Annotated in this window: 13 protein-coding genes; 5 read left to right on the top strand and 8 right to left on the bottom strand. The window is 59.7% G+C overall.

Annotated elements, in window-relative coordinates; translation table 11 throughout:
• Positions 1 to 111: 111 nt before the first annotated feature.
• Positions 112 to 795: a DNA-3-methyladenine glycosylase gene (locus tag ACLH0H_RS12555; protein WP_411382405.1), complete on the top strand. Its 684-nt coding sequence runs from the start codon at positions 112 to 114 to the stop codon at positions 793 to 795.
• A gap of 105 nt (positions 796 to 900) precedes the next feature.
• Positions 901 to 2,217, top strand: coding sequence for a bifunctional DedA family/phosphatase PAP2 family protein (locus ACLH0H_RS12550; protein ID WP_411382197.1), 1,317 nt, complete (start codon positions 901 to 903; stop codon positions 2,215 to 2,217).
• Positions 2,218 to 2,377: 160 nt separating this feature from the next.
• Here the strand turns inward: ACLH0H_RS12550 and ACLH0H_RS12545 are convergent, their stop codons facing one another.
• The 3 genes from ACLH0H_RS12545 to ACLH0H_RS12535 are packed head-to-tail and all read right to left on the bottom strand — an operon-like array spanning position 2,378 to position 4,056.
• A complete protein-coding gene (locus ACLH0H_RS12545) occupies positions 2,378 to 2,968 on the bottom strand; it encodes an LON peptidase substrate-binding domain-containing protein (protein ID WP_411382196.1) in 591 nt (196 codons plus the stop codon).
• A 21-nt stretch (positions 2,969 to 2,989) separates the two neighbouring features.
• Complete coding sequence (locus tag ACLH0H_RS12540) at positions 2,990 to 3,706, bottom strand: LrgB family protein (RefSeq protein ID WP_411382195.1); 717 nt, start codon at positions 3,704 to 3,706, stop codon at positions 2,990 to 2,992.
• A complete protein-coding gene (locus ACLH0H_RS12535) occupies positions 3,703 to 4,056 on the bottom strand; it encodes a CidA/LrgA family protein (protein WP_076952658.1) in 354 nt (117 codons plus the stop codon). Before ACLH0H_RS12535 ends, ACLH0H_RS12540 begins: the two co-directional genes overlap by 4 nt.
• Positions 4,057 to 4,214: 158 nt before the next feature.
• Between ACLH0H_RS12535 and ACLH0H_RS12530 the strand changes: the two genes are divergently transcribed.
• From ACLH0H_RS12530 to ACLH0H_RS12520, 3 genes are all read left to right on the top strand, one after another.
• On the top strand, positions 4,215 to 4,670 hold the full coding sequence (locus ACLH0H_RS12530) for a MaoC family dehydratase (RefSeq protein ID WP_169376732.1): 456 nt from the start codon (positions 4,215 to 4,217) through the stop codon (positions 4,668 to 4,670).
• Positions 4,671 to 4,775: 105 nt separating this feature from the next.
• Positions 4,776 to 6,494 carry a C13 family peptidase gene (locus tag ACLH0H_RS12525; RefSeq protein ID WP_411382194.1) on the top strand — a complete coding sequence of 573 codons (1,719 nt, stop codon included), beginning with the start codon at positions 4,776 to 4,778 and terminating at the stop codon, positions 6,492 to 6,494.
• Positions 6,495 to 6,524: 30 nt separating this feature from the next.
• Positions 6,525 to 7,166, top strand: coding sequence for an oxidoreductase (locus ACLH0H_RS12520; RefSeq protein ID WP_411382193.1), 642 nt, complete (start codon positions 6,525 to 6,527; stop codon positions 7,164 to 7,166).
• Positions 7,167 to 7,509: 343 nt separating this feature from the next.
• Here the strand turns inward: ACLH0H_RS12520 and ACLH0H_RS12515 are convergent, their stop codons facing one another.
• The 5 genes from ACLH0H_RS12515 to ACLH0H_RS12495 form a co-directional block, all read right to left on the bottom strand.
• The gene (locus tag ACLH0H_RS12515) at positions 7,510 to 7,794 is read right to left on the bottom strand and encodes a YceK/YidQ family lipoprotein (RefSeq protein ID WP_076952654.1); all 285 of its coding nucleotides are present in this window, start codon (positions 7,792 to 7,794) and stop codon (positions 7,510 to 7,512) included.
• Positions 7,787 to 8,416, bottom strand: coding sequence for a flavin prenyltransferase UbiX (gene ubiX, locus ACLH0H_RS12510; protein WP_411382192.1), 630 nt, complete (start codon positions 8,414 to 8,416; stop codon positions 7,787 to 7,789). Before ubiX ends, ACLH0H_RS12515 begins: the two co-directional genes overlap by 8 nt.
• Complete coding sequence (gene mpl / locus ACLH0H_RS12505; protein WP_411382191.1) at positions 8,413 to 9,762, bottom strand: UDP-N-acetylmuramate:L-alanyl-gamma-D-glutamyl-meso-diaminopimelate ligase; 1,350 nt, start codon at positions 9,760 to 9,762, stop codon at positions 8,413 to 8,415. Before mpl ends, ubiX begins: the two co-directional genes overlap by 4 nt.
• 116 nt (positions 9,763 to 9,878) lie before the next feature.
• Complete coding sequence (locus tag ACLH0H_RS12500; RefSeq protein ID WP_411382190.1) at positions 9,879 to 10,913, bottom strand: hypothetical protein; 1,035 nt, start codon at positions 10,911 to 10,913, stop codon at positions 9,879 to 9,881.
• 141 nt (positions 10,914 to 11,054) lie between these two features.
• The gene (locus ACLH0H_RS12495) at positions 11,055 to 14,687 is read right to left on the bottom strand and encodes a hypothetical protein (RefSeq protein ID WP_411382189.1); all 3,633 of its coding nucleotides are present in this window, start codon (positions 14,685 to 14,687) and stop codon (positions 11,055 to 11,057) included.
• Positions 14,688 to 14,857 lie beyond the last annotated feature (170 nt).

Genomic DNA, 14,857 nt, shown 5'->3' with positions numbered 1-14,857 from the left:
GCGGTGAGGGGCGGATGGTCGAAATGAACTGTAAAAACCTTGTGTTCAGCCGTAATTAAGGCGGGACTTGTTATGATTCCGTCACATTTAGCCGTATTTACCCTGACCGCCATGCCCAGCTCATCGCCGCAACTCCCCGCCAGCGCCCTGCCCGACAGCTTCTTCGACCGCGATGCGCAATTGCTTGCCCAGCAATTGCTCGGAAAAGTCATCCGCCATCGTGTCGGCGAAACCTGGCTTTCGGCGCGAATTATTGAAACCGAGGCGTATTACGCGGCCGAAAAAGGCAGTCACTCTTCATTAGGCTACACAGAAAAGCGTAAGGCTTTGTTTCTGGATGGCGGCCACATCTACATGTACTACGCCCGCGGCGGCGATTCCTTGAACTTCAGCGCACACGGGCCCGGCAATGCCGTGCTGATCAAATCGGCGTATCCGTGGGTCGACGCATTGTCCGGCCCGGCCAGCCTGGCGCAAATGTTGTTGAACAACCCGAATGCCGACGGCAGCCCGCGCCCGTCCCATAAGCTGTGCGCCGGCCAGACCCTGTTGTGCAAAGCCCTGGGGCTGAAGGTGCCGATGTGGGATGCCAAGCGTTTCGATCAGGAGTTGCTCTACGTCGAGGATGTGGGCCAGACACCGGCCCAGATCATCCAGACGACGCGCCTGGGTATTCCAATCGGTCGGGATGAACACCTGATGTACCGCTTCGTCGATGCAAGCTATGCGCCTTATTGCACGCGGAACCCGTTGCGCAGGGGCCAGGTCGAAGGCCGCGACTATTTTTTGATCTGAGTGAACATTGAGCCCTGCAGCACGGCAGATCCCATGTGGGAGCCCGCTCCCACAATTGGATCTTCAGTGCTCTAAAGAATGTATTGCATTGATGGAGTGGATTGTATGGGCCAATGGCTCGATAGCATTACCGGCTGGTTGACCCAGAATCCCGAATGGCTGGCGGTGGCGGTATTTATCGTCGCCTGCGTGGAATGCCTGGCCATCGCCGGCCTGATCGTGCCGGGCACGGTATTGTTGTTCGCCATTGCGGCGCTCGCCGGCAGCGGTGCGCTGTCGCTCAGTGAAACCTTGCTACTGGGCTTCCTCGGCGGGTTGTTGGGTGATGGGGTTTCCTATTTCCTGGGCCGACATTTCCATCAGAACATCCGGCGCCTGCCCGGTCTGCGCCAGCACCCGGAATGGATGAACGGCGCCGAAACCTACTTCCACAAGTACGGCATCGCCAGCCTGCTGGTAGGCCGTTTCATCGGCCCGCTGCGGCCCATGCTGCCGATGGTGGCCGGGATGTGCGACATGCCCTTCCCACGCTTCGCGATCGTGAGCATCGTGGCGGCGGCGGGCTGGTCGGTGGCGTATCTGTTACCGGGCTGGGCGACCGGCGCCGCGTTCCGCCTGCCGCTGCCCGAAGGGTTCTGGCCCGAGGCGGCGGTGGTCGCGGGGTGCCTCGCGGTGGTGATCGGGCTGAGCCTGAACAGCAGCCTGCGCGGCCACCGGCGCGCCACCTTATGGATTGGTTGCGCCAGCCTGACGCTGTTGATCGCGCTGTTTATCGGCTATCACTCGCTGGATAACTTCGACCACGGCCTGAGCGCCCTCGTGCAGGAACACCGCAGCCCCTGGCTGGACGAAGTGATGGTGCGCATCACCCAGCTGGGCGAATTCAAGAAGATGTTTGTAGCCAGCGCCCTGTTCACCGGCTTGCTGCTGCTGGCGCGGCAATGGCGTCATGCGCTGTTTGTCGGCGTGACGCTGGCCGGGGCTGCGGTGATCAACACCGGGACCAAGCTGTTTTTCGCGCGTGGCCGACCGGAAATCCTGACAGACCCCTTGACCAGTTTCAGCATGCCCAGCGGCCATGCGTCCGGCGCGTTTGCGTTTTTCCTGGCCCTCGCGGTTCTGGCCGGGCGCGGCCAACCCACGCGGCTGCGCCTGACCTGGATGCTGCTGGGGTGTATTCCCGCGGCATTCATCGCGCTGTCGCGGGTTTACCTCGGCGCCCATTGGCCCACCGACATTCTCGCCGGCACACTGCTGGCAATGACGGTGTGCGCGTTCAGCCTGGGCATCAGCGAATACCGCAGCCCGCTGCCGGCCATGTCGCAAAAAGTTTGGTGGCTGCTGCTGCCGGCGTTGGTGGCGGTGCTGAGCTTTATCGCACTGGTCGGCACATCGCACGCGCTGCTGCGCTACGCCTACTAACTTGTAGTGAGCGGGCTTGCCCCGCGCTGGGGGGCGAAGCAGCCCCAACCCAGGCAACCTGGTTCTACCTGGAGTTCGGCGGTGCCTTTATTGGGGCGGCTTCGCCACCCAGCGCGGGCGGTGCGACGATTCGACAAGCCCGCTCACTACAAGATATCCATCAGGTAAACAGCTCGCCTTGCAGCTCATCAAGCAGCATCTGGATCGCATCCAGGCGCTGCTGCGGGTCGTCGAGTTGCAGCAGGTCGATCTTGTCGGCCTCGGAGAAGGGCAGCAGGTACGCCAGCTGATTACCGAGGGCTTGCTGCCCTTCGGCATGGGCGTCCATGTCCAGCGACGCCACCATGGGGTGCTCGGCCAACGCCTGGAGCAGTGCCAGCAGGTCGGCGTCCTCTTCGTCCAATGGCCGGTCCGGCAGCTCCTCAAGCCATTGCACCTCGGCCACCAGTAATTGATCCTTCTGCACCCCCGCATCCCGCACGCGAAACCGGCGGCCGCCTTCGACGCGAATCCCCAGCAGGCCGTTGTCCTGCTGCTTGAAGTCGCGAATCAGCGCTTCACAGCCCACCAGCGCATAGCCGTCCGGTGCCTGACCCACTTCCGTGCCGTCGAGGATGCACACCACGCCGAAGCTTTCGCCCTTTTTCATGCAGCGGCTGATCATGTCCAGGTAGCGGGCCTCGAACAATTGCAGGTCGAGGGTGCAGCCAGGGAACAGCACGGTATTGAGCGGAAACAGCGCCAGACTCATAAAGGTTTCCTTAAACCCGGTTTAAACAATCACCGACACGGCCAGCGGTAGGAACACCGCTGTGGCCACGCCCATCAGACTCATCGCCAGCGCCGCAAAGGCGCCGCACTCTTCGCTTTCCTGCAGGGCCACCGAGGTGCCGACGGCATGGGCGGTCATGCCCAGGGCCATGCCGCGCGCCTCAACGCTGTACACCCCCAGGCGCGAAAGCAGCGCCGGGCCGACCATCGCGCCCACCACCCCGGTGATCAGCACAAACACCGCCGCCAATGCCGCGACGCCACCGATCTGCTCGGCCACCAGCATGGCGATCGGCGACGTGACCGACTTGGGCGCCATGGTCATCAGCATCCTGTGTTCGGCGCCGAACCACCAGCCCAGCAACACACACAGGCCGGTAGCCAACACCCCGCCTACCGCCAGCGTAGTAAAAATCGGCCAGAACAATTGCCGAATGCGTCGAAGGTTCAGATAGAGCGGCACGGCCAGCGCCACCGTCGCCGGGCCCAGCAGGACGCCCATGATCTCGGTGCTCTTGCGGTATTCGGCATAGCTCAGGCCACAGGTGAGCAGCACGCCGATCACCAACAGCATGGAGACCAGCACCGGTTGCAGAAAGATCCAGCGGGTTTTCTCAAACCCAGCCAGCACCAGTTGATAGGCGCCGAGGGTGATGCCAATGCCGAACAACGGATGATGAATCACCGCCGTCCACGCACCCTGCCAGTCGAAGATCATTGATCACCCTCCTTGCGCTTGACCAGATGCTGCATCAGCACACCGACAAAGCCCATGGCAATCACCAGCGACAGGACCAGGGCGCCGACAATGGCCCAGAAGTCTGCGGCAATGTCCTTGGCGTACACCATCACCCCGACCGCCGGCGGCACCAGCAGCAACGGCAGGTAACGCAACAGGCTGCTGGCCGCCAGGCTCAAGGGCTCGCCGACTTCGCCCTTCCAGACCAGAAAGCCCAGCATCAATAGCAGGCCGATGATCGGCCCCGGCAATACCGGCAACAGCAAATGATTGATCGCCGTGCCGATCAGTTGAAACAGCACCAGCCAGGTCAGGCCACGTAACAGCATCCGTCATTCCCCCTCAAGACTCGCCCGCATTATAAGCACGCCCGACCTATGCATCGGCATTCGCCAAAAGCATGGTGGGTTGACCGGCCCCAATGGCCATGATGATCTACATTGGTTCTCTGTCACCCATAACAACTGATGAACCAAGGAGAGACGCAATGCCCTCTGTACCCGTAGCGCAGCTCAAAGATTACGTCGGCAAGGAACTGGGACGTTCCGAATGGCTCACCATCGACCAGGCACGCATCAACCTGTTCGCCGAAGCCACCGGCGATCATCAGTTCATCCACGTCGACCCGGTCAAGGCCGCGCAGACGCCGTTCGGCAGCACCATCGCCCACGGTTTCCTGTCGCTGTCGCTGATGCCCAAGCTGATGGAAGACATCCTTATCATGCCTGAAGGCCTGAAAATGGCGGTCAATTACGGCCTGGACAGCGTGCGCTTCATCCAGCCGGTGAAGGTTGACTCAAAGGTGCGCCTGAACGTGACGCTCACCGACGTGACCGAGAAAAAACCTGGCCAATGGCTGTTCAAGGCCACCGCCACCCTGGAGATCGAAGGCCAGGAAAAACCCGCTTACATCGCCGAGTCGTTGTCCCTCTGCTTCGTGTAGGGCCGTGCCTGTGGCGAGGCAATAAACCTTGCCACAGCGTATGTAAATTTATGTATGAAACTCGCAGCTGCGGCATACTCGGCGCTCAATTATCCGGATCCCGCTATGCGCCCACTCGCTCCCCTTGCCCTTGCCCTGTTGCTCACCGCTTGCGGAGACGGCGAATCGCTGTTGCCGCCCGATGCGCGCCTGCCTGATGGCGGGCGCTACCGGGGCGACGTGGTCGATGGCTTGCTGCAAGGCCAGGGTCGCGTGGACTATCCCAATGGCAGTTGGTACGCCGGGCAATTCGACAAGGGCCAATGGCACGGCCAGGGCGAGTGGCATGGCAGCAACGGCGAAGTCTACAAGGGCCAGTTCAAGCAGGGCCTGTTTGATGGCCAGGGCAGCCTGACCACCGCGGGCAGCCAGTATGTCGGCGGGTTCAAGAACGGGCGACGCAACGGCGAAGGCACCCTCAAAGAGGGGAAGATGACGTATCGCGGCGAGTTCAAGGACGACCAGTACTCCGGCCTCGGTCGCCTGGAACTGGCCGACGGCAGCCAGTACCAGGGCCAGTTCGCCCACGGCAAACCCAATGGCGAAGGCCAGCGCAACGACGACAGCGGCAACCAGTTCAGCGGCCATTTCGTCGATGGCCAACTGGAAGGCAACGGCACGTTCAACAGCGCCGATGGCGACATCTATGTCGGCCAGTTCAAACAGAACCAGCTCAACGGCAAAGGCCGCTATGAAAACGCCGACGGCGACGTGTGGATCGGCCAGTTCAAGGAAGGCGCGCTCAGCGGCAAGGGCGAGTTGATTGGTATCGACGGCAGCCACTATGTCGGTCAGTTCAGCGATTGGCGCTTCAGCGGCGAAGGCCGCCTGAACCTCACCGACGGCAGCTTCTATATCGGCGGCTTCGACGGCGACAGCTACCAGGGCAAAGGTACCCTTGTCCTTACCGACGGCACCGTACAGGCCGGCACCTGGGTCAACGGCATGCGCGTGCGTGACGCCGACGGCAGCTTGTTGCCCGACCCACTGGAAATCGGCGTGCTGGCCCAGGGCCGCCTGCTGGACGCGGCCCTGACCGCCGTGCCCGCGTCCACCTCTGCCGTGGAGCTGTACACCCTGGCCGTGGCCGGCGACGGCAAGCAAAGCGTGTTCCTGCGCGAGGCCGATTACGTCAGCAACCTGCTCGCCACCCGTTTCGGCGCGCGCGGGCAGGTTCGCCTGGTCAACCACCGCGACCACATCACCGACCGTCCGCTGGCCACCCGCGAAAGCCTGCGTCGCGCCGTGCAAACCCTGGCCGAACGCACCGGGCCGGAAGACTTGGTGTTTATCTACATGACCAGCCACGGCACCCACGAACACGAATTGGTGCTGGACCAACCGCGCATGGAACTGGCCGACCTGCCCGCCGATGAGCTGGCCGCCGTGCTGGCGCCGCTGAAGAACCGCGACAAGATCGTGGTGATTTCGGCCTGCTACTCCGGCGGTTTCATCCCCGCCTTGAAAGATGAGCGCACCCTGATCATGACCGCCTCCCGGGCCGATCGCGTGTCGTTCGGCTGCTCGGAGGAAGCCGATTTCACTTACTTCGGCGACGCCCTCTTCGCCCAGGCCTTCAACCAGACCGACGACTTGCAGCAAGCCTTCAAACTGGCCCAACTGCAGGTGGCCGAACGCGAACAGGCGGACAACTTCGAAGCCTCTGAACCGCAGATCTGGGCCCCCAAGGGCGTCATCGCCCACTGGCAATTATTACGCAAGCAGCAGGCACGAAAGGCGCTCGAAAGCGTCTCAATGAATAGCAAGGAAGCCAAAGGCAACTAAGCTGTAACGTGTAACGAGGGGGGAAACACCATGTACCTGACGCCTCAGCATATCCTGCTGGCCGGAGCCTCCGGCCTTACCGGCGAACACCTGCTCGATCGCCTGCTCAACGAACCCACCGTGACCCGCGTACTTGCACCGAGTCGCAAACCGCTGGCCGAACACCCGCATCTGGAAAACCCCGTCGGCGACCCGGCGGTGATCCTGCCGCAACTGAGCGGCCGGGTGGACATCGCCTTCTGCTGCCTGGGCACCACCATCAAACAAGCGGGCTCCGAAGCCGCCTTTCGCGCCGTCGACCTGGACCTGGTCGTGGCCTTCGCCAAGCGCGCACGGGACATGGGCGCGCGGCACCTGATCGTGATCAGCGCAATCGGCGCGGATCCAAAATCGTCGATCTTCTACAACCGCGTCAAAGGCGAAATGGAAGAGGCGCTCAAGGCCCAGTACTGGCCACAACTGACTATCGTACGGCCTTCGCTGTTACTGGGGGAACGGCTGGAACCGCGCTTGGCCGAGCAACTGGCCGGGCCGTTGTCACGATTGATTCCGGGCAAGTATCACGGCATTGAAGTGTGCGAGCTGGCCCGGGCCATGTGGCGCCTGGCGCTGGAAGAGCAGGATGGGGTGCGGGTGGTGGAGTCGGATGAGTTGCGCAAGCTGGGCAAATGATTTTGAGGTGGCTGTGCTGGCCTCATCGCGGCATAGGTATCTACACAACGTTCAAAGGCTGACAAATCTCCCTGTAGTGAGCGGGCTTGTCGAATCGTCGCACCGCCCGCGCTGGGTGGCGAAGCAGCCCCAAACCAGGCGAATTGGGTTTGTCTGAACTGCGCGGTGTCTTTATTGGGGCGGCTTCGCCACCCAGCGCGGGACAAGCCCGCTCACTACAAAAATGTGTAGATACCTACGCTCATCGCGGGACAAGCCCCGCTCCCACATTTGATCGGGTTCACACAGCTCCAAATGTGGGAGCTGGCTTGCCTGCGATGAAGCCAGCACAGGCAATACACTTCTATAGACCGCCAGTGGCGTTGAAGCCCACCCCAATCACCGTCAACACCGACAGTGGCAACAGCAAGGTATCGAGCAACGCACTCGCCGGCAGGTCAAGACCCGGATAGCTCGGCGCCTCGGCGCCAAACCTGTCCTTGGCGCAGCAACCGCCATTCATGGCATACAAATCCAGGCGCGTGCCGGCATACACCACTGGCGCGTTTGGCTGTGCTGCGTCCAGCGTGCGCACAGTGGCACAGCCTGTTAAATGCAACGCCAGCACCACCAACAGGACCTTATTCATCATCGCTCAAATGGTGTTCGCCCCAGCGCGGCAGCATGTCCTGAGGGATGTTCAGCAGGTTGAGAATGCGCGCCACCACAAAGTCCACCAGGTCATCGATGGTTTGCGGCTGGTGATAAAACCCAGGCGAGGCCGGCAGGATCGTCACGCCCATGTTCGACAACTTGAGCATGTGCTCAAGGTGAATGCTCGAATACGGCGCTTCACGGGGCACCAGGATCAACTGGCGGCGCTCCTTCAAGGTCACGTCCGCCGCGCGTTCGATCAAGTTGTTACAGGCTCCGATGGCAATTGCCGACAAGGTCCCGGTGGAACACGGCACCACCACCATCGCCGCCGGCGCACCGGAACCGGAGGCTACTGGCGACATCCAGTCCTCCTTGCCGTACACCTTGATCTGCCCCGCCGCCGCCCCGGTGTATTCGGTCAGAAAGGCCTGCATCATCTGCACCTTGGACGGCAGCGCCACGTCGGTCTCGGTCGCCATCACCAACTGCGCGGCCTTGGAGATCAGGAAGTGCACCTCACGGTCTTCACGCACAAGGCAATCGAGCAGGCGCAAACCATAGGGCGCGCCGGATGCACCGGTCATCGCCAGGGTGACCCGTTCCGGGCCGCTCATTTGAGCGCCTCGGCCAGCTTGCCATGCAGGCCGCCGAAGCCGCCGTTGCTCATGACCACCACATGCGTGCCGGGCGTGGCCAAGCGCTTGACGTGCTCGATGATGCCTTCGATGGAATCACACACGGTGGACGGCACCGTGCACAATGCGGCAATCGCCGGCAGATCCCAGCCGAGGTTGGCCGGCGCGTACCAGACCACTTGGTCGGCATCGTTGACGCTTTCCGGCAAGCCATCGCGGTGGGCGCCCAACTTCATGGAGTTGGAACGCGGCTCGACAATCGCAATGATGGGCGCATCGCCGACACGCTTGCGCAGGCCATCCAAGGTAGTAGCGATGGCCGTCGGGTGGTGGGCAAAGTCGTCGTAGATGGTAATCCCGTTCACGTCGGCGACTTTTTCCATGCGCCGCTTCACGCTCTTGAAGGCGCTGAGCGCGGCAATGCCCATGGACGGCACCACGCCAACATGCCGTGCGGCAGCCAACGTGACCAACGCATTGGCAACGTTGTGCTGGCCGGTCATGTCCCACTCGACAATGCCTTGGGCTTGGCCTTCGAACAGCACTTCAAACCGGGAGCCGTCCTCGCTGAGCAGGTTGACCTGCCACTGCCCGCCCACGCCGGTGGTTTGCACCGGGGTCCAGCAGCCCATCTCGATCACGCGCTGCAAGGCGGGCTCAGTGGTGGGGTGGATCACCAGGCCCTCGCTTGGAATGGTGCGCACCAAGTGGTGGAACTGACGCTCAATTGCTGGCAGATCGGGGAAAATATCAGCGTGATCGAATTCCAGGTTATTCAGGATCGCCGTGCGCGGGCGGTAGTGGACGAACTTGGAACGCTTGTCGAAAAAGGCACTGTCATACTCATCCGCCTCGATCACGAAGAACGGCGTATCGCCCAGGCGCGCCGACACCGAGAAGTTCTGCGGCACGCCGCCGATTAGGAAACCCGGAGCCATGCCCGCATGCTCCAGCACCCAGGCCAACATGCTGCTGGTGGTGGTCTTGCCGTGGGTGCCGGCAACAGCGAGCACCCAGCGGCCTTGCAACACATGGTCGGCCAGCCATTGCGGACCGCTGACATAGGGCAAGCCTTTATTGAGCACATACTCGACGGCCGGGTTGCCACGGGACATGGCGTTGCCGATCACCACCAGGTCGGGGACGGGGTCGAATTGCGCCGGGTCGTAGCCTTGGGTCAGTTCAATGCCCTGGGCCTCGAGTTGCGTGCTCATGGGCGGGTAGACATTGGCGTCGGAGCCCGTGACGTGATGGCCCAGTTCTTTGGCCAGAACCGCCATCGAGCCCATGAACGTGCCGCAAATACCGAGAATATGAATGTGCATAGTTGACCTCGTAAAACATCGAGGCAGGTTAGCGCAGGGAGGGGCAAATCGCACTCTATTATGCGTGAGCGTGCCGAGCGAAGTGCGTCGATGCAGGTCGCTCGGCAACGCTGTACTCAGGCGAGAGTTGAGGTGTGTTCTTCGCGTTCACTGTGCTTGATAGCACCCAGGATTCGCAGCTTTTCATACGACTGCGTCATGCGTTCAAGCTTCTTCTCAATCAGGTCGAGGCGCCCTTTCGCATCGTCAGGGATTTTTTCGCCAGGCTTGTAGGGTTTGAAAACAATTTCGTTCTGCCGCGCGGCTTTCTTGAAGTGCTGCTCCGAAGTGCTGAGCAACTTTTCCAGGTTATTCAAACGCCCGGCGTCATCCGTTGGCCAACTTTCATTTTTGGTGAATACACGGCTGGTATCGCCGAGCATAAACATCACCGCTGACGCCATGCCCAGTAACGTGCTTTCCACTTCGTTCAAACGCGTGCCGAGCGAGTCCGAAGCTGTTACCGCGTCTGCAGGCGTCGGCTTGGACTGAGCGGCGGCACCCGGCAAAAACGGCGGCGGCAACACCCCCGGTGCATAGTTCGCCTTGATTGACTCGCCCGTGGCCACGGAACCGGCATAGGCGGCCACATTGACCGGCGCACTCACCAGCCCGGTAATGCCGGCACTGATAAAGGCATCACGGGCCACGCGGCTGGCAGTGGGCCCCGTTGAAATGACGCCGGCCTTTACCAGGCTTTCGGCGTCGATCAGTCGCTTGGTGGCCTCGGCCACACTGATCGGCGCCTGCTTGCGCAGGTTGGCCATTATCAACTCGTCATTCGCCTTGACCTTGTTGGCGTGGATGACCGTCTGCCCGACATCTTTGAACGTGCTGCCCGACGGCGTCAGCGCTGAGCCTGGCTTGAATGAAGGGCCGGGCTTGGGCTTGGGAGCGGAAGGAATGCTGGCGGGAGGTTTGTTTCCAAACCCGAAAGACAGGCCTTTGCCCTTGCCAAACAGCCCTCGTTTGCCGCGCATCAAAGGTGGGTCTACAGGCGCCGTCTGTGCCGAGCGCTCTTGTAAATCCGCAGGTTGTTGAAAAACGAAAGAGACAGCTGAAGGACTGATGTTCATTATGTTCACCCGAGTGATTGTTGTTGTTCGAAACACCGTAGTAGTTGCGCTTAATGAGTGAACAACTACCGATAAGGGGTTCCGCCAGAACAATCCACCGCGACGCGTATGAAAGTCGCGCTATCACGCCAAGGAGCGCTGGCATGCCCTGGAATAAAAAGCGCCAGAACGTACACACTACGAGTGTGTCGACGCAGCCCTGCCGCTCGCCCCCATCGCCGCCTTTTTTGCCTGTATCTCTTTAACCGTTATGCTCACCTCGGCCATCCGTTTCTCGATTGCATTTAATCGTTCACTTAGTGAGTTTTCGCCGTCAGGATCAATCGGAGGCGAAATATGGCGGTAGAACGGTACGTGAAAGGCTGTCGAGCCTTCGGCAGCCTCTTGTTCGAGTTGATCGAGCACCTCTTCCATCTTATCCAGGCGATCGAACAGATCGCTCCCCGCCTCAGGTGCGCCGTCCGGACCTTGTGCTTCCAAGCCTTGAAGCGCCGCAAGGTCTTTCTTCAGCTGCTGGATTTCCAACCTGAGTGTCTCTGCCCGAGCGGCCTGTGCTTGATAGGCAAGCCGGCTCGCCGCGCTTTGTTGTTCCGATTCGATCTGCGCGGAATTCTGAGGTGGCTCAAACCGATGCGATAGCTGACGTGGCCGCAGGTGCCGAAACGCCAGGCCTGCGCCAAAATCAATGGCCGCATCGACCGCCGCATCGGCAGCGGCCGAGGCGATAAGCCGACCTGAATCCCACCCAGCATTAGGCGTGAAGCCTTTCAGTGGCGCGCCGTAGGCGAGCATTGTCTTTTGATCATAGGCATACCATTTACCGTTGCGTTGCACCGCCACTACGGGGACAGGTTCGGCATTTGCGCGCACAGGTCGGTAAATGCCTTCGGCGATAGGCTCGCTCCTTGCGGCATGAGGAATATCAAAACTTCCACTGCGACCACGGGCGTGACGCAACTTATCCACCATGGAAAACTGAGTGCTTCGCAACTGCTTGAAACCCTTGCGGCCCAAGCTGAATACCCCACGCCCGATATCGAAAATACCCGCGAGCGGGTTGACAGCCTCCAAACCGGCCTTGGTAAACCCCTTGAGAAAACTCAAGGCCGCGCCCAGTCCCCTAGAGCCGACTTTGATCGCCTGACTTCCGCCTTTTACACCAGGCACAACGAATCCGATCACATCAAGAACTGCATAAAGAAGGCCCATCGCTACGTTGCCTTCCTTAAAGTTTTTGATCGCGTCATAAAAGGGGATGAAACTCAGCAAAAACTGCCCGGCGGCCTTGTTAAACCGCTCATCCCTTTCCTGAGGCGTTTCACCTTTGGCGGCCGTTTTCAGGTCCTCAAGACCACGGCAATAATAAGCCCCGACTGTTTCACTCAGCTCATTGATCCTCGGCGACGGAACATCCGCTCGAGGCATCGAATGGGGCCCAGGCAATGGTGTCTCCAGTGACTTGGATGGGTAAATGGAGAGCGCTGCAAAATCGACTTTATCTTTACTGGGCCATGGAGTTCCCAGCGTCTGCCAAAGAATAGTCACCGTCTCTTCCTGTTCACCAGGGCGGCCAGGTCGTTCCATGGAAAAATATAGCCGCGACTGTGGAAACTGCAGCCCCGGCCTGCTGGGGTCGGCGTCCTTGATGATTTTCCCTTGAGACGGCGAATATAAATAGTGACAGGTCTTACCGTCCAGTTCGGCCCTGATGATAATCGCGTCGCTGTTCACATACTTGAACATCGGATGGTCGGGGCGAACCGGTCCGGCATTGCGATCCGGTATTCCGAGACTGAACGTGGTTACTTTGCCGCGCTCAATCATCAACCGATCTTCAACCGGCAATTGCGAAACCTGGTATTGAAAAAGCCCCCCCGACGCTTTTTTCAATCTGTCGACATAGGCACTGAACTGCTCATCAAACGTTGCCTTTATATCCGGTAACTTGGAGATTCCCGCACGGAAAACGGCGGTTGAAAAATCGTTGCGGGCCGATGTCCAGTCATGCTTTTCCAGCTCTCCGGACATGTAAATATCCAGTAACGAGTAGGTTCCCCGCTTGCGTGAACCGGACGGAAGATCACCGAGCAGGGTTTTGTCTTCAAAAAGATGCTCGTACTCGCTGCCGTATACACGCCTCAATTCAGCCAACGCTAACTCCCGGCGAGTCGGCATAGGCGTCGTCAGCGTTTGCGCGGCCTCAAGCACCCCGTCAGCCTGCTTTTGCAGGGCCACAGCTGCGCGGTCAATGGCCTGCGGGCTGTAGGTGTCGTCGGCGCTTTGCTCAATGACACCATTGGCAATACCCCAGTCGATCACGGCCCTCATAGCCGAGAGTTCCAATTCGCTTTGACCTTGCTCTGTGATAGGGCTCAGAACATCGTCTTGCATGATTTGCGCATAGTTACGCCCCGCCGAGCCTCCCGGACTAGCCTGCTCGATGCGCGTTACTGCCGCGCTGAACGAAGCCCATTGCTGAGAGCCATAAACCATTGAAGGCGGAACATCCTTGACCAAAAACTCAGGTGCCGACATGGCCAGCAACTGATAAGCCACCATTTTTGCTATTTGCGGGCCAAAACGTGCTTCCAAGTGTTGTTCGAAACGCCGGACAATCTCGGCCGGCGACCGGCCCCAATTGTCTTTTTGACGCAGGTCATAGCCGGCCAAATTATTGCGTTGCGCCCCACCGCCAGGGTCTGCCTCCAAACCTAAGGCGGCAAGGAGCGCCTCCCGGGCACTGTTTTGCGTAGGCAATGCGCCGATCGCTTCTTGCAGTTGCTTGCCCAAGGCCAGAGCCTGAGGCGTATTGATCAAGCGCTTGAGAAGGGCTTCGGGGGCATCGCCGACTTGCTGCCTTAGCTCGACAGGCACATAGCGCAACAGATAGTCGAAAAGACTGGCCCCCTTGGTTGGCACCTGCGATTGACGCGTTTTCCAAACGTTAACCGCCTCGATTAACTTTTTTTGACCTTCCTCGTCCAGCGGTACGTCTTTGGTTAACAGACCGCCAAAATCTGCCTCAATCGGCGCGTTCAAGGGCGGTGCAGACAGTACGCGCTCAAGGTTGATAAGGTCATCCCGAGTGAGCGGAACCTTCCATCCATGATGGGTGATGAACGCTTTAAGGCTAATGGTAACGGGTTGTTTTAAGTGCTCACGCCACAAATCCGAGTGGGGCGCGATTTGTACGACGATGGCGTCAACATCCACATTCGCGTCATTCTTCTCAATCTGCTCTCTCATGAGTATGAGCATGTTATGCAAGGTTTGAGCGTTGCCCACCCTGCGTAAAATCTGCTCGAGGTGACTATCATCTGGAAGACCACCTTGACCTTTGAAAACCGGATGATGTTTAAGCGCTTTCACTCGTTCATCCTGCTGTTCCGGCCTCAGGTGCGGCGTTTCGCCGTAGAATCGTTGGACATCATTCATCGCGACCGTGTCGTCTTTAAAGTAGCCAGGAATGCTAAGCACGCCATTGGGGGTCAGCACTTTAGCGGCGGCGATCAGAGCATCAAAAATGTCTGAACCACCGGGTATATCTGCCAACGCCACTGTCTTGTTATCCCGCGTTCCTCGATAACGGACGCTTATTTCACCTTTGACTGGGTCAACATTAATGTCTGTCAGCTCCGCACCCATTAATTCTGCCATTTGCTTGAGCACTGGAGAGTTCAATATCAACTTAAGGGCTTCAAGCCAGCGCCCCAATGTTGACGCGTGAGAAACGTGCAGGCGTACAGCCTTTGAAGAAAGTTGCTCAGCATAGGCTTTCGCCAAATCAGCATCACTTTGGCGCCGGGACATGTCCGGATCAACCGAGGGTGTTTGAGATATCTTGGCTTTAGACGCAGCCGACGTTTCAGGGAGTAATGGAGGCTGGTCACCATCCACCCTACTGCCGCGCGCAGTATTTATATAAGGCACCGATTCACCCCTATTACTATGTTAAACATGGTTGGCGCAGAACGGCCGGA

The sequence above is a fragment of the Pseudomonas sp. MPB26 genome (genome assembly GCF_046605355.1).
Lineage (GTDB): Bacteria > Pseudomonadota > Gammaproteobacteria > Pseudomonadales > Pseudomonadaceae > Aquipseudomonas > Aquipseudomonas cedrina.
The sequence above is the reverse complement of the archived record's forward strand: the minus strand, read 5'-3'. Positions and strand labels throughout refer to the sequence as shown.